General features: G+C 73.6%; 21 protein-coding genes and 1 rRNA gene. 13 read left to right on the top strand and 9 right to left on the bottom strand.

The genetic code is table 11. The features are described from left to right. Positions 1 to 35: 35 nt before the first annotated feature. The 3 genes from AC0B61_RS13390 to AC0B61_RS13380 all read left to right on the top strand — a co-directional run bounded on the left by AC0B61_RS13390 (position 36) and on the right by AC0B61_RS13380 (position 2,365). Entirely contained in the window at positions 36 to 725 is a 690-nt protein-coding gene (locus AC0B61_RS13390; protein ID WP_471740786.1) for a TetR family transcriptional regulator, read from the top strand. 35 nt (positions 726 to 760) lie between these two features. Beyond that, a complete protein-coding gene (locus AC0B61_RS13385) occupies positions 761 to 1,570 on the top strand; it encodes an enoyl-CoA hydratase/isomerase family protein (protein WP_471740785.1) in 810 nt (269 codons plus the stop codon). 162 nt (positions 1,571 to 1,732) lie between these two features. Beyond that, positions 1,733 to 2,365 (top strand): hypothetical protein, encoded by a 633-nt coding sequence (locus AC0B61_RS13380; RefSeq protein WP_471740784.1) that lies wholly within the window; start codon positions 1,733 to 1,735, stop codon positions 2,363 to 2,365. Between the two features lie 152 nt (positions 2,366 to 2,517). Here AC0B61_RS13380 and AC0B61_RS13375 read toward each other — a convergent pair whose 3' ends face one another. Next, positions 2,518 to 3,852, bottom strand: coding sequence for a helix-turn-helix domain-containing protein (locus AC0B61_RS13375; RefSeq protein ID WP_471740783.1), 1,335 nt, complete (start codon positions 3,850 to 3,852; stop codon positions 2,518 to 2,520). Between the two features lie 347 nt (positions 3,853 to 4,199). On the opposite strand from AC0B61_RS13375, the gene AC0B61_RS13370 reads away from it, so the two are divergent. Continuing rightward, the gene (locus AC0B61_RS13370) at positions 4,200 to 5,480 is read left to right on the top strand and encodes a L,D-transpeptidase (protein WP_471740782.1); all 1,281 of its coding nucleotides are present in this window, start codon (positions 4,200 to 4,202) and stop codon (positions 5,478 to 5,480) included. Between the two features lie 78 nt (positions 5,481 to 5,558). On the opposite strand, the gene AC0B61_RS13365 is transcribed toward AC0B61_RS13370, so the two are convergent. Beyond that, the gene (locus AC0B61_RS13365) at positions 5,559 to 6,788 is read right to left on the bottom strand and encodes an acyl-CoA dehydrogenase family protein (protein ID WP_471740781.1); all 1,230 of its coding nucleotides are present in this window, start codon (positions 6,786 to 6,788) and stop codon (positions 5,559 to 5,561) included. Positions 6,789 to 6,933: 145 nt separating this feature from the next. On the opposite strand from AC0B61_RS13365, the gene AC0B61_RS13360 reads away from it, so the two are divergent. Beyond that, positions 6,934 to 7,569, top strand: a complete 636-nt coding sequence (locus AC0B61_RS13360; RefSeq protein WP_471740780.1) for a TetR/AcrR family transcriptional regulator — start codon at positions 6,934 to 6,936, stop codon at positions 7,567 to 7,569. A 133-nt stretch (positions 7,570 to 7,702) separates the two neighbouring features. After that, positions 7,703 to 9,196 carry a cellulase family glycosylhydrolase gene (locus AC0B61_RS13355; RefSeq protein WP_471740779.1) on the top strand — a complete coding sequence of 498 codons (1,494 nt, stop codon included), beginning with the start codon at positions 7,703 to 7,705 and terminating at the stop codon, positions 9,194 to 9,196. Between the two features lie 55 nt (positions 9,197 to 9,251). Here the strand turns inward: AC0B61_RS13355 and AC0B61_RS13350 are convergent, their stop codons facing one another. Then, positions 9,252 to 11,276 (bottom strand): M3 family metallopeptidase, encoded by a 2,025-nt coding sequence (locus AC0B61_RS13350; RefSeq protein ID WP_471740778.1) that lies wholly within the window; start codon positions 11,274 to 11,276, stop codon positions 9,252 to 9,254. 164 nt (positions 11,277 to 11,440) lie between these two features. Between AC0B61_RS13350 and AC0B61_RS13345 the strand changes: the two genes are divergently transcribed. Next, positions 11,441 to 13,168, top strand: coding sequence for a bifunctional 3'-5' exonuclease/DNA polymerase (locus AC0B61_RS13345; protein ID WP_471740777.1), 1,728 nt, complete (start codon positions 11,441 to 11,443; stop codon positions 13,166 to 13,168). On the opposite strand, the gene dhaM is transcribed toward AC0B61_RS13345, so the two are convergent. Continuing rightward, complete coding sequence (gene dhaM, locus AC0B61_RS13340) at positions 13,169 to 13,561, bottom strand: dihydroxyacetone kinase phosphoryl donor subunit DhaM (RefSeq protein ID WP_471740776.1); 393 nt, start codon at positions 13,559 to 13,561, stop codon at positions 13,169 to 13,171. It lies immediately after the preceding gene. 148 nt (positions 13,562 to 13,709) lie between these two features. On the opposite strand from dhaM, the gene dhaK reads away from it, so the two are divergent. Continuing rightward, a complete protein-coding gene (dhaK, locus tag AC0B61_RS13335; protein ID WP_471740775.1) occupies positions 13,710 to 14,705 on the top strand; it encodes a dihydroxyacetone kinase subunit DhaK in 996 nt (331 codons plus the stop codon). A 66-nt stretch (positions 14,706 to 14,771) separates the two neighbouring features. Continuing rightward, positions 14,772 to 15,407 (top strand): dihydroxyacetone kinase subunit DhaL, encoded by a 636-nt coding sequence (gene dhaL, locus AC0B61_RS13330; RefSeq protein WP_471741038.1) that lies wholly within the window; start codon positions 14,772 to 14,774, stop codon positions 15,405 to 15,407. A 109-nt stretch (positions 15,408 to 15,516) separates the two neighbouring features. Here dhaL and AC0B61_RS13325 read toward each other — a convergent pair whose 3' ends face one another. Then, positions 15,517 to 16,689 carry a PP2C family protein-serine/threonine phosphatase gene (locus AC0B61_RS13325; RefSeq protein ID WP_471740774.1) on the bottom strand — a complete coding sequence of 391 codons (1,173 nt, stop codon included), beginning with the start codon at positions 16,687 to 16,689 and terminating at the stop codon, positions 15,517 to 15,519. Between the two features lie 147 nt (positions 16,690 to 16,836). Here AC0B61_RS13325 and AC0B61_RS13320 point away from each other — a divergent pair, with 147 nt between their 5' ends. Together AC0B61_RS13320 and AC0B61_RS13315 are read left to right on the top strand one after the other, a co-directional pair. After that, positions 16,837 to 17,055: a heavy-metal-associated domain-containing protein gene (locus tag AC0B61_RS13320; RefSeq protein WP_471740773.1), complete on the top strand. Its 219-nt coding sequence runs from the start codon at positions 16,837 to 16,839 to the stop codon at positions 17,053 to 17,055. Between the two features lie 65 nt (positions 17,056 to 17,120). After that, positions 17,121 to 19,424: a heavy metal translocating P-type ATPase gene (locus tag AC0B61_RS13315; protein ID WP_471740772.1), complete on the top strand. Its 2,304-nt coding sequence runs from the start codon at positions 17,121 to 17,123 to the stop codon at positions 19,422 to 19,424. A gap of 76 nt (positions 19,425 to 19,500) precedes the next feature. Here AC0B61_RS13315 and AC0B61_RS13310 read toward each other — a convergent pair whose 3' ends face one another. The 3 genes from AC0B61_RS13310 to recD2 form a co-directional block, all read right to left on the bottom strand. Beyond that, positions 19,501 to 20,220, bottom strand: a complete 720-nt coding sequence (locus AC0B61_RS13310) for an SDR family NAD(P)-dependent oxidoreductase (RefSeq protein WP_471740771.1) — start codon at positions 20,218 to 20,220, stop codon at positions 19,501 to 19,503. Positions 20,221 to 20,754: 534 nt separating this feature from the next. Beyond that, positions 20,755 to 22,044 (bottom strand): citrate synthase, encoded by a 1,290-nt coding sequence (locus AC0B61_RS13305; RefSeq protein ID WP_471740770.1) that lies wholly within the window; start codon positions 22,042 to 22,044, stop codon positions 20,755 to 20,757. A gap of 225 nt (positions 22,045 to 22,269) precedes the next feature. Next, entirely contained in the window at positions 22,270 to 24,498 is a 2,229-nt protein-coding gene (recD2, locus tag AC0B61_RS13300; RefSeq protein WP_471741037.1) for an SF1B family DNA helicase RecD2, read from the bottom strand. Between the two features lie 255 nt (positions 24,499 to 24,753). On the opposite strand from recD2, the gene AC0B61_RS13295 reads away from it, so the two are divergent. Then, positions 24,754 to 25,545: a VOC family protein gene (locus tag AC0B61_RS13295; RefSeq protein ID WP_471740769.1), complete on the top strand. Its 792-nt coding sequence runs from the start codon at positions 24,754 to 24,756 to the stop codon at positions 25,543 to 25,545. A 99-nt stretch (positions 25,546 to 25,644) separates the two neighbouring features. Beyond that, complete coding sequence (locus tag AC0B61_RS13290) at positions 25,645 to 26,118, top strand: GNAT family N-acetyltransferase (RefSeq protein ID WP_471740768.1); 474 nt, start codon at positions 25,645 to 25,647, stop codon at positions 26,116 to 26,118. 52 nt (positions 26,119 to 26,170) lie between these two features. Here the strand turns inward: AC0B61_RS13290 and rrf are convergent. After that, a 5S ribosomal RNA gene (rrf, locus tag AC0B61_RS13285) occupies positions 26,171 to 26,263 on the bottom strand; the annotation flags it as partial.

Genomic DNA, 26,263 nt, shown 5'->3' with positions numbered 1-26,263 from the left:
GCCTGGTCAACATTTGGCCCTGGTACAGTTTGCCCATGGAGACGCGCACCGGCCTGTACACCGGCCTCGACCTCGACCTCGACGCCCTCCCCCTGCGCGAGCGCAAGAAGGTCCAGACCGCCCGCCGGATCTGGCGCACCGCGGTCACGCTGTTCGCCGAACGGGGCTTCGACCAGGTCTCGGTGGCCGAGATCGCGGCCGCCTCCGAGGTGTCCAAGATGACCGTCTTCAACTACTTCCCGTCCAAGGAGGAACTGGTCCTGGGTCCGATGGAGCGTCATCTCGGCGAACCGGCCCGGGTGGTGCGCGACCGCGCCCCGGGCACCTCGGCGGTGGCAGCGTTGCGCGAACAGTTCCTGACGGCGCTGGCGGCTTTCGACCCGGCGACCGGCCTGAGCGACCAGCAGGTCGTGCTCGACGTGGTCCGGCTGATCCACCGCACCCCGACCCTGCTGATGCGCACCACCGCCGGCTTCGACCACCAGGCCCAGGCCCTGCTGGCCGCCGAACTGCTCGCCCAGGACCCGACCGGCGACGAGCTGACCGCCCAGCTCGCCGCCGCCCAGCTGATGGCCGCCCGGCTCACCCTCACCGGCCGGAACCAGCGCCGGATGCTGACCGGCGAACGCGCCGCCGACGCCCTGCCCGCCGCGCTCGCCGCGGCCCGCCAGGCCTTCGCCCTGGTCGAACGGGGCCTCGGGGACTACGGCGCCGGCGCCACCTGAGAGGGTGGGCGCACCACGACCGACCGGAGGTGCGCATGGACCAGCCGCTGCTCACGCGGGACCGCTCCGCCCTGCCCGCCAAGGCCGAGGGCCTCGGCGCCTACGTCGGCGCGGACGGTGTCGCGGTGCTGGAACTCGCCCGCCCGCACCGCCGCAACGCGGTGACCCTGGCGATCTGGCAGGCCCTGCCCGAGGTGCTGGCGCAGCTCGCCGGGCAGGAGGGTGTGCGCGCCCTGCTGGTCACCGGCGCCGGCAACACCTTCAGCGCGGGCGCGGACATCGGCGAACTCGCCGAGGTGTACGGCGATCCGGAGCGGGCGGACGCCTACCACGCCGTCAACGTCGCCGCCGAGGAGGCGCTGGCGGCCTTCCCGCACCCGACGATCGCGGTGGTGCACGGTGCCTGCGTGGGCGGCGGCTGCCAACTGGCCGTCGCCTGCGACCTGCGCTTCGTCGCCGAGGACGCCCGGCTGGGGATCACCCCGGCCAAGCTCGGTGTGGTCTACCCGGCGGTGCCGACCCTGCGGCTGGCCCGGCTGGTCGGCCCGGCCCGCGCCAAGTACCTGCTGTTCTCGGGCGAGTTGGTGCCGGGCCGGGAGGCGGTGCCGCTGGGCCTCGCCGAACGCGTCCTGCCGGACGCCGAACTGGACGCCGCCGCCCTGGAGTTCGCCCGGCTGCTGACGCTCCGCTCGCCACAGACCATCGGCGCGGTGAAGGCCGCGCTGGCCGTCCCGCCCGAGCGCGCCGCCGAGGCGCTGGCCCCCTGGGAGCGCCGCTCCCGGGAGGCTCCGGACGTCCACGAGGGCCTGGCCGCCTTCCTCCAGGGCCGCCCGGCCCGGTTCTGAGCCCGGCCCCGGCGGCCGGGGGCGCAGGCGGCACTGAACAGGGGCGGAGGCGGGGCCAGGGGCGGCACCCGTACGATCATCCGGCCGGCGCCGCCGCCGTCCCGTCCCTCACCGTCCGTTACTGCCCCTTACCGGCCCTTCCGACCCCGGAGCGACCACCCGATGACCACCGAGGCCACGACCGCGCCGACGACCGAGGCTGCGCCTGCGAGCACACCCACCTCGCGGACGGTCTGGGCGCGCCGCATCACCGACGGCGTCGAGCCGAAGAACGTGATCATCGCCCTGCTCCCCCTGCTGGGCGGCCTGCGCTACGGCTGGCCGGGCATCGGCTGGGCGGCCTTCGCGGCCCTGTTCGCCGCCGTCGTCCCGACCCTGTTCATCCGGCGCGGCATCCGCAAGGGCACCGTGGAGGACCGTCATGTCGGCCACCGGCAGCGCCGGCTGACCGTCATCCCGTTCATCATGGGCTCGGTGCTGCTCTGCTTCGCGGTGATGATCGGGCTGGACGCCCCGGCCGACCTGACCGCGCTTGTGCTGGCGATGTTCGCCTCGCTGGTCCCGATCCTGGTGATCACCGCCTGGTGGAAGGTCTCCGTGCACACCGCCGTGGCCGCCGGAGCGGTGGCCTGCCTGGCGATCTCGCTCGGCCCGCTCTGGCTGCTGCTCGCCCCGCTGGTCCCGCTGGTCGGGTGGTCCCGGGTGGTCCTGCGGGACCACACCGTCGCCCAGACCGTCGTCGGCACGCTGGTGGGCGCGCTCACCGCCGGCCTCACCTTCTGGGCCGCCCGCTAGCCGCAGCCGGCCGCCGCGCCGGCCCCACCGGACCGACGTCCACCGGACCGGCGGGTCCTGGACCGCCTCCCCGACCGCGTGTTCGCGTTCGACGAGTTCGGGCCGCTCGGCATCCGCCCCACCGCCGGCTCCGGTTGGGCCCCGCTCGGCCGTCACTGCTGGAAGGGGCTGGGCTCCCAGGCCTTCCCGCCGACCGGGTAGCTGTAGAGCGGCCGACCCTTGACCGCGCTGGTGCGGAAGGGCGTGCCCGCGCTGGGGCCGATGGTCAGCGTGCCCTTGCGGTTGCCGCTGGTCCACTCCAGTTCCAGGTACCAGCTGACGTCGTGGGAGGTGGTCTTGGCGGTCACCTCGATGACCTCCGGGTCCCGCTCGCTCACCTTGACCGGCAGGCCGGTGCTGCCCTCGAACACGACCGGACGGGGGCGGGCCGCGTCCAGGTCGAGGTCGAAGGAGTTGACGCCGACGCCGCCCCCGCAGCCGTCGCCCATGGAGTAGGCGTTCCAGGGCAGCGGGGCCGCGATCCGGGCGATGCGGACGTTGAGGGCGGTCAGCACCACGGTGTCGCTGCCGGTGCCCTGCACGGTGAGCTCGATCGACTGGTAGGTGCCGGGGACCGCGCCGACCCGGGAGACCCAGGCCGGGACATCCACCAGCGCGGGCGGGCGGGGGACTTGCGACGGCGGACGGTCGACCACGTACCTGTCGCACTCGGTGCCCCCGCGCGAGGGGTGGACCGCGACGGCGATCGGGGCGCTCGCGCCCTGGTCCGCGGCGCCGGTCGGTCCCGACGGGGTCGCACCCGCACTGGTGGAAGTGGCGGCGCCGACGGGCTTGTCGACAGGGGCCGGCGTCGGGGATTCGGCGGACGGACCGGCGTCAACGGCCCGGGCGGGCACGGAGACGGACGAACCGTCCGCGTGGGTCTCGAGGCCGGTGGCGACGACCCCGATGGTGGCGAGCACCGCTGCGGCCGTCACGGCGGCGAGTGCGCCCCGGCGCACTCGCCGCTGCGGCGGTACGGCGGGGGTACGCTCCGGGGCGGCCGCGCCGGCCCCGGTGGCGCCTCCCGTGGCCGGTTCCTCCGCCGGTCCCGGCGCGTCAGGGGTGTCCGGCACCGTCCGCGCCACTGGGGCCGCCGACGAAGCCTCCGCCGCAGGTGCGGGCTCGGGTTCAGCCGCGAGTTCGGGTGCGCGTGAGGGCGCGGGCGCGGAAGCCTGCCGGTTCGCCCGCGCCGCGTGGGCGATGCCCCACAGCCGGTAGAGCTCGGTGCGCTCCTCCGGAGTCGCGCGACACAGCCGCGCGAGGCGCTCCAGCGGGGCGAACTCCACCGGCATCACATCACCGTTGCAGTAACGGTGCAGCGCCGACGTGCTCACCTGCAGCCGCTTCGCCAGCGCGCCGTAGCTGAGCCCCGACCGGCTCTTCAGCTCCTGGAGCAGCCGCGCGACCTCGTCCGCCTCCCGCGAATCCCCGATCCCCTCTGGCACTGTTCCTCCACCCCTCCTGAACCCCCTCGGCGGCGCCCCCGGGCTCCGGCCGTCGCCGGCCGGCGGACCACGGGGGCTCCGGGACGCCGGACCGCCGGACCGCCCGGACGCGAAGCGACACGAGCTCCAGCAGACAAGCACGCCGCGGACCGTCCCACGGTTGCGCCGAGGGCCCCTCCGGAACCGGCCGCGCCGTCCCGGAGCCCCGCGAGCGCGTCCCAGGAAGATTACGTCTTCCCAGCTCAAACCGGATAACGGCATCCCCGCGTCCCTGATCGCCGGCCCACCGTTGCGGCCGGGACGAACCGGCGCACAAGCTGACGGCGAAAGACCGAGAGGGAGTAACTGTGAGCACTGTTCGGGCGGCCCGGGCCGCGATACGCACCAGCGACCGTCTCCACCGCGGCGTGGTGGCACTGGCGATGGGCGGGATCCTGCTGATGACCGCGGCCTGCGGCGACGGCAAGGGCGACGGCGGCGGTGACGCCGCGCCGGCCGGCACCGCCGCCTCCGGAGCCGCCTCCGGAGCCGCCTCCGGAGCCGCTTCCGCAGGGGCGTCCGCCGTGGCGACGCCGAGGACGTCGACCGCGGTGCTGGACGTGGAGCCGAAGGACGGGGCCCAGGGCGTCGCGCCGACCGCGCTCCGAGTGTCCGTCTCCCAGGGCAAGCTCACCGCCGTCGACGTGGCGGACAAGGACGGCAAGCCCGTCCAGGGCTCGATCGCCCCGGACGGCACCGGCTGGAAGCCCGCCGCCGCACTCGCCCCCGGCACGGCGTACACGGTGAACGCCCAGGCGAAGGACGCCGACGGTCTGGTCGCCGCGGCCACCAGCGCCTTCACCACCGCCCTGCCCGGCAAGCAGGCGTCGACCAACGACAACATCGCCGACGGCCAGACCTACGGCGTGGGCATGATCGTCAAGGTGGACTTCAGCACCAAGGTCGTGAACAAGGACGCCGTCGCCAAGGCCATCACCTTCGAGACCGACAACGGCACCGAGGTGAAGGGCCACTGGTTCGGCGACAACCGGATCGACTTCCGTCCGGCCGACTACTGGAAGCCGAACACCAAGGTCACCATCCACTACCGGCTGAAGAACGTCGAAGTCGCCCCCGGCGTGTGGGGCGACGTCGACAAGGACGAACCGTTCACCATCGGCCGCTCCCAGGTCTCCACCGCGGACGCCGCCACGCACCAGATGACGATCGTGCGGGACGGCAAGTCCACCACCGTGCCCGCCACCCTCGGTGACGACCAGCACCCCTCCTGGGGCGGCACCATGGTCATCATGTCGAAGGAGAAGGTCACCCACATGAACTCCCAGACCGTCGGCATGGGCAACGAGTACGACATCCCCGCCGCCCCGCACGCGATGCGCCTGACCCGGTCCGGCACCTACCTCCACGGCAACTACTGGTACAAGGGCGACCCGTTCGGCAAGGCCAACACCAGCCACGGCTGCGTCTCGCTCAAGGATGTGGAGGGCGGCAGCGACACCTCCGTCGCCGGATCGTTCTACAACAGCTCACTGATCGGCGACGTCGTCACGATCGTGAACACCAAGGAGAAGACCGTCGCCCCCGACAACGGCCTCGGCGGCTGGAACCTCCCCTGGACCACCTGGTAGCCCGGCTGTGACCGCAGAGCCCTGCTGAGCTGAACGTCTCGCGGCATCCCAACGGTCAGAGCAGCAGCGGACCGGCGACTACCGGATCGGCACTCCCGAGATCGCCCGGGCGATCACCAGCCGCTGGATCTCGCTGGTCCCCTCGAAGATCGAGTAGATCGCGCTGTCCCGGTGCATCCGCTCCACCGGGTACTCGCGGGTGAAGCCGTTGCCGCCGAGGATCTGCATCGCCTGCGCGGTGACGTACTTGGCCGTCTCGCCCGCGTACAGCTTGGACATCGAGCCCTCGGCCGAGGTGAACGGCTGGTGGTTGGCCGCCATCCAGGACGCCCGCCAGACCAGCAGCCGGGACGCGTCGATCCGGGTCTTCATGTCGGCGAGCTGGAAGGCCACGCCCTGGTTGTCGATGATCGGGCGGCCGAACTGCTCGCGGGTCTTCGCGTAGTCCAGCGCCACCTCGTACGCGGCCCGGGCGATGCCGATCGCCTGCGCGCCGACGGCCGGCCGGGACGCCTCGAACGTGGCCATCGCCGCGTTGCCCCTGCCGCCCGGGCGCTTGACGCCCTCGCGGGCCCGGGCCAGCCGCTCGTCCAGCTTCTCCTTGCCGCCGAGCAGGCAGCTGCCGGGCACCCGGACGCCGTCGAGGACGACCTCGGCGGTGTGCGAGGCCCGGATGCCGTGCTTCTTGAACTTCTGGCCCTGGCTCAGCCCCGGCGTGCCGGGCGGGACGACGAAGGAGGCCTGGCCCTTCGCCCCGAGTTCCGGGTCGACGGTGGCGACGACGACGTGGACGGCGGCGATCCCGCCGTTGGTGGCCCAGGTCTTGGTGCCGTTCAGCACCCACTCGTCCTTGGCCTCGTCGTAGCCGGCCCGGGTGCGCAGCGCGGAGACGTCGGAGCCGGCGTCCGGCTCGGAGGAGCAGAAGGCGGCCACCTTGAGGTCGTCGGGGGTGCCGAACATCTGCGGGGTCCAGGTGCCGATCTGCTCGTCGGTGCCGTTGGCCAGCACCGCGACGGCGGCGAGCGTGGTGCCGACGATGGCCAGCCCGATGCCCGCGTCGCCCCAGAACAGCTCCTCCATGGCGATCGGGATGCCGACGCCGGAGGGGTCGAAGTACTGCTGGGCGTAGAAGTCCAGCGAGTAGATGCCCAGTTTGGCGGCCTCCTGGATGATCGGCCAGGGGGTCTCCTCGCGCTCGTCCCACTCGGCGGCGGCGGGGCGCATCACGTCGGCGGCGAAGCCGTGCAGCCAGTCGCGTACGGCGAGCTGGTCCGCGCCCGGGTCCAGCGAGAACGTGCTGCTGCTCATGGGGCTTGCCTCCGAAGACGTGTGCGGCCGACCGGGGTGTTACCTCGGGTAACATCGACGGAGTCTGCTACTGATTGGTAACCGGTGTCAACGCCCGAACCCGGTGCCGACGCCCAGGCCACCCCCAGGATCCGAGGAGCAGCGCATGTCCCGAGAGCCCCGCCGCGAGCAGCTGCTCAACGCCGCCGACCGGGTCATCCAGCGCGAGGGACCGGGCGCCAGCATGAACGCCATCGCCGCCGAGGCCGGCATCACCAAGCCCATCCTCTACCGGCACTTCGGCGACCGGAACGGCCTGATCGGAGCCCTGACCGAGCGCCACACCGGCGGCCTGCTGGCCGCCGTCCGGGCCGCCCTCGCCGAACCGCTGGAGCGCCGCGACCGGGTCGAGCACGTACTGGACACCTACCTCGCCGGGATCGAGGCCCGCCCCCAGGTCTACCGGCTGCTCACCCACCCCGAACCGGGCGACCCGAGCGGCGCCGGCACCGCGCTCGCCCCCGCACTGCGGCAGATCGCCGAGGAGATCACCCGCGCCGTCCAGAGCCAGGTCGACCTCGGCGCCGACCGCGACCTGCTCGCCGAAGCCTGGGGCCGGGGCATCACCGGCATGGTGCTGGCCGCCGGGGACTGGTGGCTGGAGACCAAGCCCTGCACGCGCACCCGGATGGTGCAGGCGCTGGCCGACCTCCTCTGGGGCCGCCTGGCCGCCGCCGCGGACCTGCCCACCGCCGTCCTGCCGCCCGCCCCCGCCGAGCCGACGGCGCCGGAAGCCGGCTGAACCCCCCGGGTCGGCCGAACTCCTCTCTCCCGCACGGCCCTTGCGCGCACAGCCCTTGCACGCACGACCCTTGTGCGGCGCGCGGCGCTCCAGGCATCATCGGGCCCCCAGCCCCCGCCGTGCGAGGTCCCCGATGCGCCTGCGCCGCACCGCCGTTGCCCTGCTGCTCGCCGCCACCGCCGTCCTGACCGCCACCCCGGCCGCGGCCTCGACCTCAGACCCGGCCTCAGCCCCGGCCTCAGCCCCGGCCTCGACCTCGACCCACGACGGCCACCGGGACCGCTTCCCCACCGGCACGGCCACCTCCCCGGACGGCCGCACCGCTTTCGTCGACGACCAGGGCCGCCGACTCGGCCTGCGCGGCTTCAACCTCGACAAGTACGCCGAGGCCACCGAGGCCGACCTCGACGCGATCGCCGCCCAGGGCTTCACCCTCGTCCGGCTGCCGGTCTCCTGGACCAGGCTGGAGCCCCGGCGCGGCCGCCTCGACCCCGCCGAGCTGCACCGGCTGCAGCGGCTCCTCGACCGGGCCGACCGGCTGGGCCTGCTCGTCCTGGTCGACTTCCACCAGGACGTCTACGGGCCGAAATTCGGCGGCGGCACCAACGGCATCCCGGTCTGGGCCACCCGGGACGACGGACTGCCCTTCACCCCGGACCCGGCCGACTGGTTCGCCGGTTACTTCCAGCCCGCCGTCCAGGCCGCCTTCCGCCACCTCTACGACGACCCCGACCTGCGCGCCTGGCAGGCCGACTTCTACACCCGGCTCGCCCGCGAGCTGCGCGGCCACCGCTCCCTGTTGGGCTACGACCTGTTCAACGAGCCGTTCGGCCCGGTGGACGGCGACCCGAGCGACCCGGCCGTCCTGGCCGCCGCCTCCGCGGCCCTGGAGCAGGGCCGGCTCGCCGACCTCTACCGCCGGCTGATCGCCGCCGTGCGCCGGGCCGACACCCGCGCCTGGCTGTTCGTGGAGCCGACGGTCCTGGTCGGCCAGGGCGTCCCCACCCAGCTGCCCGGCTTCGCCGACCCGCGCCCCGGCGCACCCCGGCTCGGCTACGCGCCGCACTTCTACGACACCGCGGTGGAGAACGGCGCCGACTGGGACCAGGCGGACGGCTTCGTCGAGCAGTACACCGCCGCGATCACCGCCTACCCGGCCGCTCACCGCCTGCCGGTCCTGGTCGGCGAGTGGGGCCCGCCGAACTCCCGGACGCCGGGCAACCGCGATCTGGTCCGCCGGCAGGTCGCCGCGATGGACGGCTTCGCCGAGGGCTGGACGATGTGGTACTGGTGCCGGGGCACCGGCGGCTACTGCGCGCTCGACCCGGCCGGGCGGCCGGCCCCGGGCGACGAGCCCGCCTTCGGCCCGTACCCGGCCGCCGTCGCCGGCACCGGCGTCCGCACCGACGGCGGCACCGTCCGCTGGAGCGCCGACGGCACCGGGCGGAGCAGCGAACTCCTCCTGCCCCCGGCCGCGTTCCCGCGCGGCGCCCGGGTCGCCGTCTCACCCGCCGACGCCCGGGTCGCGGTCGAGCAGCCCGCGGGCGGGCGTGCCGGAACCGTACGGATCCGGCTCCCGCACGCCCGCCCGGGCACCCCGGTGACGGTCACGCTCAGCCCGCAGTGACCGCAGTGACCGCAGCACTTTCAGGGACCACGGCGCCCGACCAGGTCGGACCAGCTCAGACCAGCCCCCGGCGGGCCAGCAGCGGCCCGGTCTCCGGTGCCCGGCCGACCACCGCGCGGAAGGACTCCAGCGGATCCCGGCTGAACCCGCGCGCCAGCAGCTCGCGCCGGAACACCTCGCCGCTCTCCCGCACCGTGCGCCCGTTGCCCTCGAACCACTGCACGGTGTCGGCGTCCAGCACCTCCGACCAGATGTAGGCGTAGTAGCCCGCGCTGTAGCCGCTGGAGAAGATGTGCTGGAAGTACGCCGTCCGGTAGCGCGGCGGGATGGCGTCCACCGCGATCCCGGCCGCGGCGAGCGCCCGCGCCTCGAACTCCTCGGCGTCCGCGATCGGTTCGCCCTGCGGCACGGTGTGCCAGGCCCAGTCCAGCAGGGTGGCCGCCAGGTACTCGACCGTCCGGAAGCCCTGGCCGAAGCCTTCCGCCGCCGTCATCCGCTCGACCAGTTCGGCCGGCAGCGGCTGCCCGGTCTCGTGGTGGCGGGCGTAGTTGGCCAGCACCTCGGGCCGGACCATCCACATCTCGTTGACCTGGGAGGGGAACTCGACGAAGTCCCGCGGCACCGAGGTGCCCGAGAACAGCGGGTAGCGCACGTCCGAGAGCAGCCCGTGCAGCGCGTGCCCGAACTCGTGGAAGAGCGTGCGCACCTCGTCCCAGGACATCAGCACCGGCTCGCCGGGCGCCGGGCGCGGGATGTTGAGGTTGTTGAGGACCACCGGCCGCCGCCCGGTCAGCCCGGACTGGAGGACCAGCGAGTCCATCCAGGCGCCGCCGCGCTTGGACGCCCGGGCGTGGAAGTCGCCGATGAACAGGCCCAGCGCGGTGCCGTCCTCCTCGAACACCTCGAAGACCCGCGCGTCCGGGTGGTGGGCCGTCAGGTCGGGCCGCTCGGTGAAGGTCAGCCCGTACGCCAGCCGCGCCGCGAAGAACACGCCGTCGCGCAGCACCCGTTCCAGCTCGAAGTACGGGCGCAGCACCGCCGCGTCCAGCTGGAACGAGCTCTGCCGGACCTTCTCCGCGTAGTACGCCCAGTCGTGCGCGGCGATCTCCTCGAGGCCGTCCTCGGCCGCCGCCTTGGCCAGCTCGGCGGCCTCCCGGCGGGCGTTGGCCACGGCCGGCCCGACGAGCCGGGCCAGCAGCGCGGAGACCGCCTCGACGGTGCCGGCCGTCTCGTCGGCCACCACGTACGCGGCGTGGCTCGGGTGCCCCAGCAGCGCGGCCCGCTCGGCGCGCAGCGCGGCCATCCGGATCGCCAGCGGGCCGTTGGCCTCGATGCCGCGGTCGAGCGAGGCGGCCAGCAGCCGTTCGCGCACCGACCGGTCGGTGAGCTGGGCCAGTTCGGGCTGGCCGGAGGTGTTCTTCAGGCTCAGCACGTACTTGCCCTCGTGGCCGAGCACCCGGGCGTTCTCGGCGGCGCCGGCGACCGCGCCCTCGGACAGTCCGGCCAGCTCGTCCGCGGAGTCGAGGACGAGCGCGGCGGCCCGGGTGGCGGCGTTCACGTTCTGCTGGAAGGTGGTGCCGAGCGCGGCGAGTTCGGCGTTCAGCTCGCGCAGCCGGGCCTGCTCGGTGTCGCCGAGGCGGGCGCCGGAGCGCTCGAAGGCCGTGTACCAGCGCTCCAGCAGCCGCTGCGACTCCGGGTCCAGGCCGAGCGCGTCGCGGCGGCCGTACAGTTCCTCGATCCGGGCGAACAGCGCGCGGTCCAGGTGGATCGCGTCGTGGTGGACGGCGAGCAGCGGGCTCACTTCGGCGTCCACCGCGTCCAGCACGTCGGTGGTGTCGGAGGAGGACTGGTTGCGGAACACCGCGTCCACCCGGCGCAGCAGTTCCCCGGAGCGTTCCAGGGCCACCAGGGTGTTCTCGAAGGTCGGCGCGGCTTCGGCGCCGGTGATCGCCGCGATCTCGGCCAACTGCCCGGCCATTCCCCGCCGGTACGCGGGCAGGTAGTGCTCCTCGCGGATCTCGGCGAAGGGGGGCAGTTCGTAGTCCAGCGTGCTGGGCTGGAAGAACGGGTTCTCGGTCATTTCGCCGACCCTACGCCGTGTCACCCGCGCTGCCCATGCGCCCCTGCTCCCGTTGTCGTACCCACCCGTTACCGTCGACGCCGGAGCCCCGTGAGTGGTGGCTGTCGACCCGCACATCCGTGCCGTACCCGCACGCCCGACCGCGCCGGAGAGGAGCAGCCCCCGTGGCACCCAGGATCGCCCTCGCGCCCGACCCGCACGGCCCCGGCGGCCGCCTCCAGCCGCTGGACGACGCGGGCGCCCCGCTCGGCCCGCCGGAGGCCGTCCGCGACCTCGGCACCGCCGTCGCCGCCCGGGAGGCCGCCGGGAGCGGTGGTCCGCCGGCGCCGCGCTGGGTCTGGGCCGCCGCCGACTCCGCGTACGCCCCGCTGCTGCCGCGGCTGCCCGAGCGGCTCGCCCGCTGCCACGACCTGCGGCTGGTCGAGGCCCTGCTGCTGGCGCACGAGGGCCGGTTCGGCGCGCCCCGTTCGCTCGGGGCGGCCTGGTCCCGGCTGCGCGGCCTGCCCGTCCCCGAGGACCTGCCCGAGCGCGGGCTCGCCGAGGCGGACGGCGGCCAGGACACCCTCTTCGCCCCCGACCGGCTGCAACTTCCGCCCGGGGTGGACGCGTTGGCCGCCGTGGTCGCCGTCCACGCCGAGCAGCAGCGCCGGATCGCCGCGATCGCCGACCCGGCCGCCCGGCAGCGGTTCCGGCTGCTGGTCGCCGCCGAGTCGGCCGGCGCCCTGGTGGCCGCCGAGATCGCGGACGACGGCCTGCCCTGGCGCGCCGACGTCCACGACCGGTTGCTCACCGGGCTGCTCGGCCCCCGCCCGGCCGTCCCCGGCACCCAGCCCCGGCTGCTCGCCGACCTCGCCGTCGAGTTCCAGCGGGCGCTCGGCGCCAAGCCGTTCAACCCCGACTCGCACACCCAGGTGCTGCGCGCCTTCGCCGAGGCGGGCATCCAGCTCGGCTCCACCCGCACCTGGGAGCTCCAGGGCGTCGACCACCCCGCCGCCCGGCTGCTGGTCCGCTACAAGGAGCTCTCCCGGATCCACGTCGCGCACGGCTGGGCCTGGCAGGACGCCTGGGTCCGCGGCGGCCGCTTCCGGCCCGAGTACGTGGTCGGCGGCGTGGTCTCCGGCCGCTGGGCCAGCCGCGGCGGCGGCGCCCTGCAGATCCCGCGCATCCTGCGCCGGGCCGTGGTCGCCGACCCGGGCTGGCTGCTGGTGGTCGCCGACGCCGCCCAGCTGGAGCCGCGGGTCCTCGCCGCGCTCTCCCAGGACGCCGGGCTGGCCCGCACGGCGGCCGGTGGCGACCTGTACGAGGCGCTCGCCGCGACGGCCTTCCAGGGCGACCGCGACAAGGCCAAACTCGGCCTGCTCGGCGCCATGTACGGGCAGACCAGCGGCGACATCGGCCCGCTGCTGAACACCCTGCACCGCCGCTACCCGGCCGCGATGGGCTACGTCGAGGCCGCCGCCCGCACCGGCGAGGACGGCGGCACGGTCGCCTCCCGGCTCGGCCGGGTCTGCCCGCCGGCCTCCGCCGACTTCCTCGACCTCACCGAGGCCGGCACGGCGGGCGAGGCGGGCGGCCGCACGGCCCGCGCCCGCGGCCGCTTCACCCGCAACTTCGTCATCCAGGCCAGCGCCGCCGACTGGGCCCTCGCCCTCCTCGCGGCACTGCGCCGGCGGCTGAACGACCTGACGCCGGCCGGCTCGGCGGACCGCCCGCACCTGGTGTTCTTCCAGCACGACGAGGTGATCGTGCACACCCCGGCCAACCTCGCCGACGAGGTGGCCGCCGCCGTCGCCGAGGCCGGCGACGAGGCCCGCCGGCTGGTGTTCGGCGACACCCCGGTGCGCTTCCCGCTCAGCACGGCGGTGGTGGAGTGCTACGCGGACGCCAAGTGATCAGAGCTTCCTGAACCCGCGCGCGTCCTCGGCCGCCGCCACGACCTCGGCCAGTCCGGCGCCGGTCGAGGCGGTGACGGCGGCGGCCACCGCGCCCTCCACGAACGGCGCGTCCACCAGCCGTACGCCCGGGCGCGGCTCGTCCTCCAGGACGGTGACGGCGGTGAGCACCGAGCTGCCGAGGTCCGGCAGCACGACCACGCCCGCGCCGCCGTCCGCCCGCGCGACGGCCGCGGCGATCAGGTCGTAGCTGGTGCCGAGCCCGCCGTCCTCCGTCCCGCCCGCGACCACCACCCGCACGCCGTCGGAGGCGAGTTCGGCGAGCAGTTCGCGCAGCCCCTCCGCGAGCCGGGCGCTGTGCGAGACCAGGACGATGCCCACGTTTCCACTCATGCCTGCGACCCTACGGTCCGCTGCCACTACTCCGGGAGAGTGATCGGAGTCCCGCGTGTCGCACCCCGTGCCCCGGCCGCCCGTCTGGCGTAGCGTCGGGTCGACGGCGTCGACGGCCGTGGCGTCCTCACCAAGGGAGCGAAGAACGTTGAAGAAGCTGATCAACACCCCGGAGAGCGTCCTGGAGGACGCCCTGGCCGGAGTCGCCGCCGCCCACCCGGAGCTCGCGGTGGACGTCCCCAACCGGGTGATCACCCGGGCCTCCCGCCCGGCCGGGCCCAAGGTCGCGCTGATCTCCGGCGGCGGCTCCGGCCACGAGCCGCTGCACGGCGGCTTCGTCGGCCCCGGCATGCTCGACGCCGCCTGCCCCGGCGAGGTGTTCACCTCCCCCGTCCCGGACCAGATGCTGGCCGCCGCCAAGGCCGTCGAGAACGGCGCCGGGGTCGTCTTCATCGTGAAGAACTACACCGGCGACGTGATGAACTTCGAGCTCGCCGCCGAACTCGCCGCCGAGGAGGGCCTGGAGGTCCGCACCGTCCTGGTCAACGACGACGTCGCGGTCGAGGACTCCACCTGGACGGCCGGCCGGCGCGGCACCGGCGCGACCGTGCTGGTGGAGAAGACCGCCGGCGCGCTGGCCGAGCGCGGCGCCCCGCTGGACGAGGTCGCCGCCCTGGGCGAGCGGGTCAACGCCGCCTCCCGGTCCTTCGCGATCGCGCTCACCGCCGCCACCGTCCCGGCCGCCGGCAAGCCCGGCTTCGACCTCCCCGAGGACGAGATCGAGGTCGGCGTCGGCATCCACGGCGAGCCCGGCCGCCGCCGGGAGAAGCTCCGCCCGGCCCGCGACCTGGCCGCCGAGGTCGTCGAGACCATCCTCACGGACCACCACCTGACCCCGGGCGACGAGGTGATCGCCCTGCTCAACGGCCTGGGAGCCACGCCGCTGCTGGAGCTGTACGTGGTCTACGGCGAGGTCGCCGCCCGGCTCGCCGAGCGCGGCATCACGGTGGCCCGCAGCCTGGTCGGCAACTACGTCACCAGCCTCGACATGGCGGGCTTCTCGCTCACCCTCACCAAGGCCGACACCCAGCTGCTCGAACTCTGGGACGCCCCCGTCGACACCCCCGCCCTCAAGCGGGCCTGAGGAGGATCCGTGATGGACCGCGACCGCGACACCCCGACGTCCGGCACCCCGACGTCCGACAGCCCGATGTTCGACACCGTCCTGGCCGAGGCCTGGGTCCGCGCGATCGCCGCGGCCGTCGAGAAGGAGGAGTCCCGGCTCACCGAGTTGGACTCCGCGATCGGCGACGGAGACCACGGCAGCAACCTCCGGCGCGGCTTCACGGCCGCCTTCACCGCCCTCGACGGCCTCCGGCCGGCCGGCCCCGGCGCCGTCCTCACCAAGACCGGCACCACGCTCATCTCCAAGGTCGGCGGCGCCTCCGGCCCGCTCTACGGCAAGGCCTTCCGGGCCATCGGCGCCGCGCTGCCCGAACCCGCCGGCCCGGCCGACGTCGCCGAAGCCCTCTCCGCCGGGCTGGACGCCGTCCGCCTCCTCGGCAAGGCCGGTCCCGGGGACAAGACCATCGTGGACGCCTGGACGCCGGCCGTCGCCGCCTTCCGCGCCTCGGCCGCGGCGGGCGCGACCCTCCCCGAGGCCGCCGCCGCGGCCGCCGACGCCGCCGAGGAAGGCGCCCGCGACACCGTCCCCCTCCAGGCCCGCAAGGGCCGCGCCTCCTACCTCGGCGAACGCAGCATCGGCCACCAGGACCCGGGCGCCACCTCCACCGCCCTGCTCTTCCGCACCCTCGCCGACGCGACCGCCGACACCACCGCCGGCTGACCGCCGCGCGGCGCGCTTCGTCTCCCTACGTGGCAGTCCCCGGACCCCCGGCAGGCCCCGGGACTGCCACGAGGCGCAGGGCCCCCGCCGCCGCCCCAGTGGACGCCCTTCACCCATCCGTCCGCGCGATCAGCAGCAGCAACGCGTCGTCCCCGAGGTCCCCGCCCGTGTGCGCCAGCAGGTCCGCGTACACCCGCCCCACCGCCGCCTCCAGCTCCCCCGCCGAGTGCGTGGCCCCCCGCACCAGCGGCCCCACCCGCTCGGCCAGCGGATAGAACTCCCCGCTCTTGCGGTGCCGCGCCTCGATCACCCCGTCCGTGCAGAGCACCAGCACCTCTCCCGCGCCGAAGGGCTGCCCCCAGGTGGTCGGCTCCCCGGCCGCCATCTTGCCGAGGCCGAGCGGCACCCAGGGGTCCGGCGCGTCCAGCACGTGCGCCCGCCCGTCGCCGTCCACCCGGATCGGCGGCACGTGCCCGTACTGCAGCAGTTCCATCGCCTCCGGCGTGCGGAACTCCGCGAACAGTGCCGTGGTGAACTCGCCGTCCGGCACGTGCCGTTCGACACTGGCCTCGATCCGCGCCGCGACGCCCCGCAGCTCGGCCTCGTCGTACGCGGCCTCGCGGAACGCGCCCAGCACGACGGCCGCCGTCTGCACCGCCGCGAGCCCCTTGCCCCGGACGTCCCCGACCGCGATCCGGGTGCCGTGCGGCGTCTCCAGGACGGAGTACAGGTCGCCGCCGATCCGTGAGGCGTCCGCCGCCGACACGTACCGGACGGCCAGCCGCAGCGGCCCGACGGTCGGCCCCGGCAGCTGCAGCAGGGCCCGCTGGGCGGCCTCCGCGACGGAGCTGACGGCCGCGAAGACCGCCGCGCGCCGCATCCGGAGCTTGGCGACCCAGGCGGAGAACAGCGACACGACCAGGTAGCTGACCATCGCGCCGTACAGGAAGCGCGCGTCGTGGAGGTTGTCGACCTGGTCGTAGTGGCTGAGCCCGAACACCGCGAGCAGCCCGAGCGAGCAGACCGCGAGCAGTTCGCCGGGTCTCAGGGTGAGCGCCGCGATGGTCGGCACGACGGTCATCAGCGGGGCCAGGTAGCGGTCCTTGCCGGAGAGGAAGTCGGCGAGCGCGACCAGCAGGACGGCGAGCAGCGCCGGGCTGGCGCGCCGCCAGCGCGGCACGTCCTGGAGGTCGGCGGCGAGCAGGGCACCGCGCCGGCGGTCCGGCGGCAGTGCGGCTGCCGTGGGAGCCGCGGGTGACTGGGCGCGGCGGAGCGGAGGCACACATCGAACATAAGGGACGATCACGACACCCACCCGCCCGCCGAGGTCGCCTACGATGCGACGCACCTCCCCGTTCGCTCGACAAATACCCCTTGGGGGTATGCTGTCGGCATCGTAGGAACCCGCCCAGACCTCCCGGAGGCCCCGATGTCCAGCACCATCACCTACACCGTGTCCGGCATGAGCTGCGGCCACTGCGAGAAGGCGATCAGCGAGGAGCTCGCCGCCCTCACCGGCGTCACCGAGGTCGCCGCCGACGCCACGGCCGGGACCGTGACGGTCTCCTCCGCCGCGCCGTTGGAGGACGAGCAGGTCCGCGCCGCCGTCGACGAGGCCGGCTACGAGCTGGTCGGCCGCAGCGCCTGAACCACCGAGCGGCGGGGCCGCACCGGCGGCCCCGCCCTGTGCCGCCACCAAAGGAGCTGATCCGCATGAGCACGTCCGCCCCCGACGTCGAGGCCCGGGACCGGGTCGAGCTGTCGATCGGCGGGATGACCTGCGCCTCCTGCGCGGCCCGGATCGAGAAGAAGCTCAACCGGATGGACGACGTCGAGGCGACCGTCAACTTCGCCACCGAGAAGGCCCGGGTCGACTACGGCCCCGCGGTCACGGTCGAGGACCTGATCGCCACGGTCGAGCGCACCGGCTACACCGCCGAGGCCCCCCCGCCGCCGGTTCCCGCCGCCCCCGAGCCCTCCGGCTCCGTCACCGCCCCGGACGGGGCCGCCCAGGGAGAGGCCGCACCGGGCGGGGCCGCCGCCGCGCCCCCGGCCTCCGAGCGGCTGCTGATCAGCGCCGCCCTCAGCGTCCCCGTGGTCCTGCTGTCGATGGTCCCGGCCCTGCAGTTCACCGACTGGCAGTGGCTGGCCTTCGCCCTCACCGGCCCGGTCGTGGTCTACGGCGGCCTCCCGTTCCACCGCGCCGCCTGGACCAACCTCAGGCACGGCGCCGCCACCATGGACACCCTGGTCTCGCTCGGCACCCTGGCCGCCTTCGGCTGGTCCTGCTGGGCACTGTTCGGCGGTCACGCCGGCGTGGCCGGGATGCGCCACGACTTCTCGCTCGCCGTCGGCGGCACCGACGCCTCCTCGGCGCTCTACCTGGAGACGGCCGCCGCCGTCACCGTGCTGATCCTGCTCGGCCGCTTCCTGGAGGGCCGCGCCAAGCGCCGGGCCGGCGCCGCGCTGCGCGCCCTGCTCGACCTCGGTGCCAGGGACGTGGCGGTGCTGGGCGGCGGGTCCGAGGTGCGCATCCCGATCGCCGAACTCGCCGTGGGCGACCGCTTCGTGGTCCGCCCGGGCGAGAAGATCGCCACCGACGGCCTGGTGGTCGAGGGCGCGTCCGCGGTGGACGCCTCGATGCTGACCGGCGAGTCCGTCCCGGTCGAGGTGGCCGTCGGCGACGCCGTCACCGGCGCCACCGTCAACGCGGGCGGCCGGCTGGTGGTCGAGGCCACCCGGGTCGGCGCGGACACCCAACTGTCCCGGATGGCCAAGCTGGTGGAGGACGCGCAGAACGGCAAGGCCGCCGCCCAGCGCCTCGCGGACCGGATCTCCGCGGTCTTCGTACCGATCGTGATCACCCTCGCCGTGGCCACCCTCGGCTACTGGCTGGGCACCGGCGAGGGCTGGACCGCCGCCTTCACCGCCGCCGTGGCCGTGCTGATCATCGCCTGCCCGTGCGCCCTGGGCCTGGCCACCCCGACCGCCCTGCTGGTCGGCACCGGCCGCGGCGCCCAACTGGGCATCCTGATCAAGGGCCCCGAGGTCCTGGAGTCCACCCGCAGGGTCGACACCATCGTCCTGGACAAGACCGGCACCGTCACCACCGGCCGGATGACCCTGCTCGCCGTCCACACCACCGACACCACCACCGAAGCCGAGGCACTGCGCCTGGCCGGCGCCCTGGAGCACGCCTCCGAACACCCGATCGCCCGGGCCATCGCCGCCGCCGCTGCCGAACGCACCGGCCACCTGCCGCCCGTCGATGGCTTCGAGAACGTGCCGGGCCTGGGCGTCCAAGGCGTCGTGGACGGCCACGCCGTGGTCGCCGGACGGGAGGCCCTGCTCAACGAGTGGTCGCAGTACCTGCCGCCCGCCCTGGCCCGCGCCAAGGCCGCGGCCGAGGCGGCCGGGCGCACCGCGGTCGCGGTCGGCTGGGACGGCCAGGCCCGGGCCGTCCTGGAGGTGGCCGACGCGGTGAAGCCGACCAGCGCCGAGGCGATCGCCGAGCTCCGCGCGCTGGGCCTCACCCCGGTGCTGCTGACCGGCGACAACCGGCTCGTCGCCGAGGCCGTGGCCGCCGAGGTCGGCATCGAGCCCGAACACGTGATCGCCGACGTCATGCCGCAGGACAAGGTCGACACCATCAAGCGGCTGCAGGCCGAAGGCCGGGTCGTGGCGATGGTCGGCGACGGCGTCAACGACGCCGCCGCACTCGCCCAGGCCGACCTGGGCCTCGCGATGGGCACCGGCACCGACGCCGCGATCGAAGCCGGCGACCTCACCCTGGTCCGCGGCGACCTGCGCTCGGCCGCCGACGCCATCCGCCTCTCCCGCCGCACCCTCGGCACCATCAAGAGCAACCTGTTCTGGGCCTTCGGCTACAACGTCGCAGCGATCCCCCTCGCCGCCGCCGGACTCCTCAACCCCATGATCGCCGGAGCCGCCATGGCCTTCTCCTCGGTCTTCGTCGTCACCAACAGCCTCCGGCTGCGCCGCTTCCGACCGGCCTGACCCAGTCCCCGGCCTTGCCGCCCCGGACGGCGCGAGGGCCCGGACCGACGTGCGGTCCGGGCCCTCGCGATGTCCGTCAACGCCCCAGCAGCTCGCCGCCGTTGCAGTGCAGGATCTCCCCGGTGATGAACCCGGCCTCGGGCGAGGCCAGGAACTGCACCGCCGCCGCGACCTCACTGGTCTCGCCGATCCGGCCGAGCAGGGTGCGGGCCGCCCGCCGGGCGACCTCGGCCTCGTCCAGCCGGGGCCCGAAGAACTCGGTGCCGCTGACCGTGCCCGGCGCGACGATGTTGGCGGTGATGCCCGAGGTGCCCAACTGGGCGGCCAGGAAGTGGTTCCAGGCGTGCAGAGAGGCCTTCGCCGCGCCGAACGAGCCGGCCCCGCGCAGGGCGGCGATGGAGCTGATGGTGACCACCCGGCCGGCGCCCGGGGTGAGCCGGTCGCGGACCGACTCGGTGAGCAGCACCACGGTCAGCACGTTGCGCTCGAAGTCGCCGCGCCAGCGGGCCAGCAGGGCGTGCGGCCCGCCGCCGGCCACGGTCTCCCGGCTGCCGGCGTTGTTGACCAGCACGTCGATGCGCTCGGGCAGTTCGCGCAGCACGGCCTCGACGGCGTCCGGGTCGGCGAGGTCGCACACCAGCGGGGTGACGTTCGGCCCCAGGTCGGCCGCGGCCTTCTCCAGGACCGCGCGCCGACGGCCCACGATCACCACCTGGTCGCCCGCCTCGGCGAACCGCCGCGCGACTTCGTACCCGATTCCCGTGCCACCGCCGGTGACGACGACGCTCCTGGCCATCTGCGCACTCCCTCCCCAGTCCCGCCGTCGCGCTGCGAGGGTGCGCGACGGTCCGTACCGGAATGCCACGATTCCTATCACGCTCGGTTGCCGTGACTGCGGGGAGGGTGACGTCCCGCGCGGGAGAAGGTGTGATATGGGCGGGGCACGACGCGCACACGGAGCGTGGCGAGAGGCAGCTCACACCCCCCGGGCGTAACTTCTCGCACCCTGATACGTCTTAGGTTGGTAGTGCGGCAGTTTCGGCGGGCGGGGACGCGATGAACGGCAACGCGTCTCCCGCGCTTCCACCGACTGCCGCCGACGGGGCTCCGGCGGGCCCCGGGAACGGCCGTCGCCTTCGACGGCCTTCGCGCACGACGCCGGGGTTCTGGCGGGCCGGGGACGCTTTGAGCGGCCGTCCCCCGGCTGCGGCCGGCCCCGGAGTCGTGCGCCGTACGGTTCAGTCCCCGCGCGGCCCCTCCGGGGGCTCGCTCCGGGGACGCGAAGGGGCCCGGCCGCTCGGCGGCCGGGCCCCTTTCGACGTCCGCTCGGTCAGCGCGCGTCGAGCGGCACGTAGTCGCGGATCGCGGTGCCGGTGTAGATCTGGCGCGGGCGGCCGATCCGGCTGGTCGGGTCGTTGATCATCTCGTGCCAGTGGGCGATCCAGCCCGGCAGCCGGCCGAGGGCGAACAGCACGGTGAACATGCTGGTCGGGAAGCCCATGGCGCGGTAGATCAGGCCGGTGTAGAAGTCCACGTTCGGGTACAGCTTGCGCGAGATGAAGAAGTCGTCCTTGAGGGCGTGCTCCTCCAGCTTGAGCGCGATCTCGAGGAGTTCGTCGTTCTTGCCGAGCTGGGCGAGCACCTCGTGCGCGAGGATCTTGACCTGGGCGGCACGCGGGTCGAACGCCTTGTAGACCCGGTGGCCGAAGCCCATCAGCTTGACGCCGGCTTCCTTGTTCTTCACCTTCGTGATGAACGCGTCGACGTCGCCGCCGTCCTTCTGGATGCTCTCCAGCATCTCCAGCACGGCCTGGTTGGCGCCGCCGTGCAGCGGGCCCCACAGGGCCGAGATGCCCGCCGAGATCGAGGCGAACAGGTTGGCGTGGCTGGAGCCGACCAGGCGCACGGTGGAGGTCGAGCAGTTCTGCTCGTGGTCCGCGTGCAGGATGAGCAGCTTGTCCAGGGCGTTGACGATGACCGGGTTGAGCTCGTAGTCCTCGGCGGGGACGGCGAAGGTCATCCGCAGGAGGTTCTCGACGTAGCTCAGGTCGTTGCGCGGGTAGACGAAGGGCTGGCCCATCGCCTTCTTGTACGCGTACGCGGCGATCGTCGGCAGCTTGGCGAGCAGGCGGACCGTCGACAGGTGGCGCTGGGCCGCGTCGAACGGGTTGTGGCTCTCCGGGTAGAAGGTGGACAGCGCGCCGACCACCGAGGACAGCATGGCCATCGGGTGGGCATCCCGCGGGAAGCCCTGGAAGAAGCGCTTGACGTCCTCGTGCAGCAGGGTGTGCTGGGTGATCTCGCGGCTGAACTCGGCCAGCTGGTCCGCGTCGGGCAGCTCACCGTTGATCAGGAGGTACGCGGTCTCGATGAACCCGCCCTGGGAGGCGAGCTGTTCGATCGGGTAGCCGCGGTACCGCAGGATGCCGTTGTCGCCGTCCACGAAGGTGATCGCGGACTTGTACGCGGCGGTGTTACCGAAGCCGTTGTCCAGGGTGACCAGGCCGGTCTGCGGGAGCAGCTTCGAGATGTCGAAGCCGGCGTTGCCCGCAGTGCTCTCGACGACGGGGTACTCGTACTCGCCGTCCTGGTACCTCAGTACTACCGAGTTGTCGCTCACGTCTTCCTCACCGACGAAATGAATCCTCTTCCAAGGTGCCCTGACTGACTCCACGATCCCCCATCCGGAGGACAGCCGCGCACCCGGGGTGGCCCGAAAGGGCCCGCCCCTACAAAACCTGCCGCCGCAGCCGGTACGAACCGGACAAGATCGGCACCACCCTAGGCTCTGCCGTAAATCTCTTCACGTCAAGAGAACATTAGAGGCAACCATCCCGTTGGATAATCATCCAGTAGCCAGCCGATGATCGAGCGCGGTATGCCTCCGACCAGCGCTGACGGCCCGTACGGCCTGGGCGATCGCCTTCCGTGACCCCACCAGCACGACGAGTTTCCGTGCCCTGGTCACAGCGGTGTAGAGCAGGTTCCGCTGGAGCATCGTCCAAGCGGACATGGTGACCGGAATCACCACCACCGGGTACTCGCTGCCCTGCGAGCGGTGGATCGTGACCGCGTACGCGTGGGCCAGCTCGTCCAGTTCGTCGAAGTCGTACGCCACCTCCTCGTCCTCGTCGGTGAGCACCGTCAACCGCTGGTCGTCCGCGCTGAGGGCGGTCACCACTCCCACTGTGCCGTTGAAGACGCCGTTCCGCCCCTTGTCGTAGTTGTTGCGGATCTGGGTGACCTTGTCCCCCACCCTGAACGTGCGGCCGCCGAACCGGCGTTCAGCCAGACCCTCCCGGGCCGGCGTCACCGCCCCCTGCAGCAGCGTGTTCAGGTTCCCCGCGCCCGCCGGACCGCGGTGCATCGGCGCCAGCACCTGGACGTCCCGGCGCGGATCGAAACCGAACTTCTGCGGGATCCGGCGCGCCACCACGTCCACCGTCAGCCCGGCCGCCCGCTCCGCGTCGTCCTCCGCGAACAGGAAGAAGTCCGCCAGACCGTCCGTCAGGGGCGGCCTGCCCTCGTTGATCCGGTGCGCGTTGGTCACCACGCCCGACTGCTGCGCCTGCCGGAAGATCCTGGTCAGCCGCACCGACGGGATCGGCCCGCCCTCCGCCAGCAGATCCCGCAACACCTCGCCCGCGCCCACCGAGGGCAGCTGGTCCACGTCCCCCACGAACAGCAGGTGTGCCCCCGGCGGCACCGCCTTGACCAGCTTGTTCGCCAGGATCAGGTCCAGCATCGAGGCCTCGTCGACCACCACCAGGTCCGCGTCCAGCGGCCGGTCCCGGTCGTAGGCGGCGTCCCCGCCCGGCCGTAGCTCCAACAGCCGGTGCACCGTCGAGGCCTCCACCCCGGTCAGCTCCGCGAGCCGCTTCGCCGCCCGGCCGGTCGGCGCCGCCAGCACCACCTTGGCCCGCTTCGCCAGCGCCAGCGCCACGATCGACCGCACCGTGAACGACTTGCCGCAACCCGGACCGCCCGTCAGCACCGCCACCTTCTCGGTCAACGCCAGCCGCACCGACTGCTGCTGCTCCGGCGCCAGTTCGGCCCCGGTCCGCTTCGCCAGCCAGTCCAGCGCCACCGGCCAGTCCACGTCGGCGAACCACGGCATCCGGTCCGTGTCCGAACGCAGCAGCCGCAGCAGCTGGTTGGCCAGCGAGATCTCCGCCCGGTGGAACGGCACCAGGTACACCGCGGTGATCGACTCGCCACCCTCCCCCGGCACCGTCTCGCGCACCACCCCCTCGGCCGCAACCAGCTCCGCCAGGCAGTCGATCACCAGCCCGACGTCGACCTGCAGCAGCTTCACGCCGTCCGCGATCAGCCGCTCCTCCGGCAGGAAGCAGTGCCCCTGGTCGCTGCTCTGCGACAGCGCGTACTGCAGCCCGGCCTTCACCCGCTCCGGGCTGTCGTGCGGGATCCCCACCGCCTGGGCGATCCGGTCCGCCGTCAGGAAGCCGATGCCCCACACGTCCGAGGCCAGCCGGTACGGCTCGTTCTTCACCACCCCGATCGAGCCGTCGTCGTACTGCTTGTAGATTCGCACAGCCAACGAGGTCGAAACCCCGACCCCCTGCAGGAAGACCATCACCTCCTTGATGGCCTTCTGCTCCTCCCAGGCCGTCGCGATCTTCTTCGTCCGCTTCGGCCCCAGCCCCGGCACCTCGATCAGCCGAGCCGGCTCGTTCTCGATCACCTCCAGGGTGTCCACCCCGAAGCGCTCCACGATCCGCTCGGCGAACCGCGGCCCGATCCCCTTGATCAGCCCCGAGCCCAGGTACCGCCGGATGCCCTGCACCGTGGCCGGCAGCACCGTCGTGTAGTTCTCCACCGTGAACTGCCGCCCGTACTGCGGGTGCGAGCCCCACCGCCCGTGCAGCCGCAGCGACTCCCCGACCTGAGCGCCCAACAGCGCGCCCACCACGGTCAGCAGCTCGTTCGCGCCCCGGCCGGTGTCCACCCGGGCCACCGTGTAGCCGGTCTCCTCGTTGGCATAGGTGATCCGCTCCAGCACGCCCTCGACCTGCGCGAGCTGGCGCGGCGGCTGCTGCCCCGACTGCGCCTGCATGCTCACCGGGCCCCCTTCGACCGGTACGGGTGGATCATTCCGCTACGCACCGTACCGCCCGGCCCCGACAAGCCCCGAACCGCCGAGGCCGGAGCATCGCGACCGGCACCACCCGGGGCCCGCCCGAGCGGGGGTCTGCACGACCGGGGCCGGAAGCCTGCCGTGCAGCGCCCCCGCCCAGGTGCCACGCTGGGGGGAGGTGAGGGGGATCGCCGACCGCGCCCGCCCGGGCCCCGCACGAGGAGCAATGCCGCCATGCTCAACACCGCGTTCCGCCCAGGCTCCCCGGACTGGCTCGACCTGAGCAGCCCCGACACCCGGGCTTCCGCCGACTTCTACACCACACTGTTCGGCTGGACCTTCGAGTCGGCCGGCCCCGAGGCCGGCGGCTACGGCTTCTTCCGGCTCGACGGCCGGACGGTCGCCGCCCTCGGCCCACTCCCCGAGGAGGGCGCCCCGCCCGCCTGGACGCTGTACTTCGCCACCCTCGACGCCGACCGCACCACCGAACTGGTCGAACAAGCCGGTGGCCGCGTCCGGTTCACCCCCTTCGACGTCTTCACCTCGGGCCGGATGGCCGGCTACACCGACCCGACCGGCGCCGACTTCGCCGTCTGGCAGCCCCACGACACCCGGGGCCTGGACCTCGTCGACGCGGAGGGCAGCCTCTGCTGGGCCGAGTGCTACAGCGTCGATGCCGACCGCGCCAAGTCCTTCTACCGCACCGTCTTCGGCTGGCAGGAACAGGACGTCCCGCTCGAAGGCTCGACCTACACCGTCCTCACCCCGGCCGGCGGCGGCACCGACGACGCCCACGGCGGCATCATGCAGCTCGGCCCCGAGCAGACCGCCGCCGGCACCACCTCGCACTGGCTCCCGTACTTCGAGGTCCCGAACGTGGACGCCGCCCTCGCCATCGCGGGCACGCTCGGCGCCACGGTACGGATCCCGGCCATGGACGTGCACGGCGTCGGCCGCCTCGCCCAGCTGATCGACCCGCACGGCGCCGTCTTCGCCGTCATCACCAGCTCCAAGCCCGGGGAGTGACACCGGATCACCCGAGAACGCCCCCAGAACGGGCGTGAAGGGCGCTACGGGCGTAGACGGCGGTGCGGCGGGCCCGAGGACCCCTTCTATGCTCCGATCATGAGCCACACGACCGATCTGACGATCCGACCGGCCACCGAGGCCGACCTGCCCGCGATCGTGGCGCTGCTCGCGGACGACCCCCTGGGCGCGACCCGCGAGAGCCCCGACGACCTCACCCCCTACCGTGCCGCCTTCGCCCGCATCGACGCCGACCCGCACCAGCACCTGGTCGTCGCCGAACGCGCCGGCCGCACCGTCGGCACGCTCCAGCTGACCGTCACCCCCGGCCTCTCCCGGCGCGGCTCCACCCGCACCTTCATCGAGGCCGTCCGCGTCCACGCCGACGAGCGCGGCCACGGCCTCGGCACCGTACTGATCGAGTGGGCCGTCGAACGCTCCCGCGAACTCGGCGCCGAGCTCGTCCAGCTCACCTCCGACGCCACCCGCACCGACGCCCACCGCTTCTACGAGCGGCTCGGCTTCGTCCCGTCGCACATCGGTTTCAAGCTCGCCGTCCGAACCGAGGCCTGAAAACGCGAAGAACCCCCATCCGGATCCCGGATGGGGGTTCTTCTAAAAGGTTGTTCGGCGGCGTCCTACTCTCCCACAGGGTCCCCCCTGCAGTACCATCGGCGCTTTGAGGCTTAGCTTCCGGGTTCGGAATGTAACCGGGCGT

It is taken from the genome of Kitasatospora sp. NPDC023385 (genome assembly GCF_055664045.1).
The sequence above is the reverse complement of the archived record's forward strand: the minus strand, read 5'-3'. Positions and strand labels throughout refer to the sequence as shown.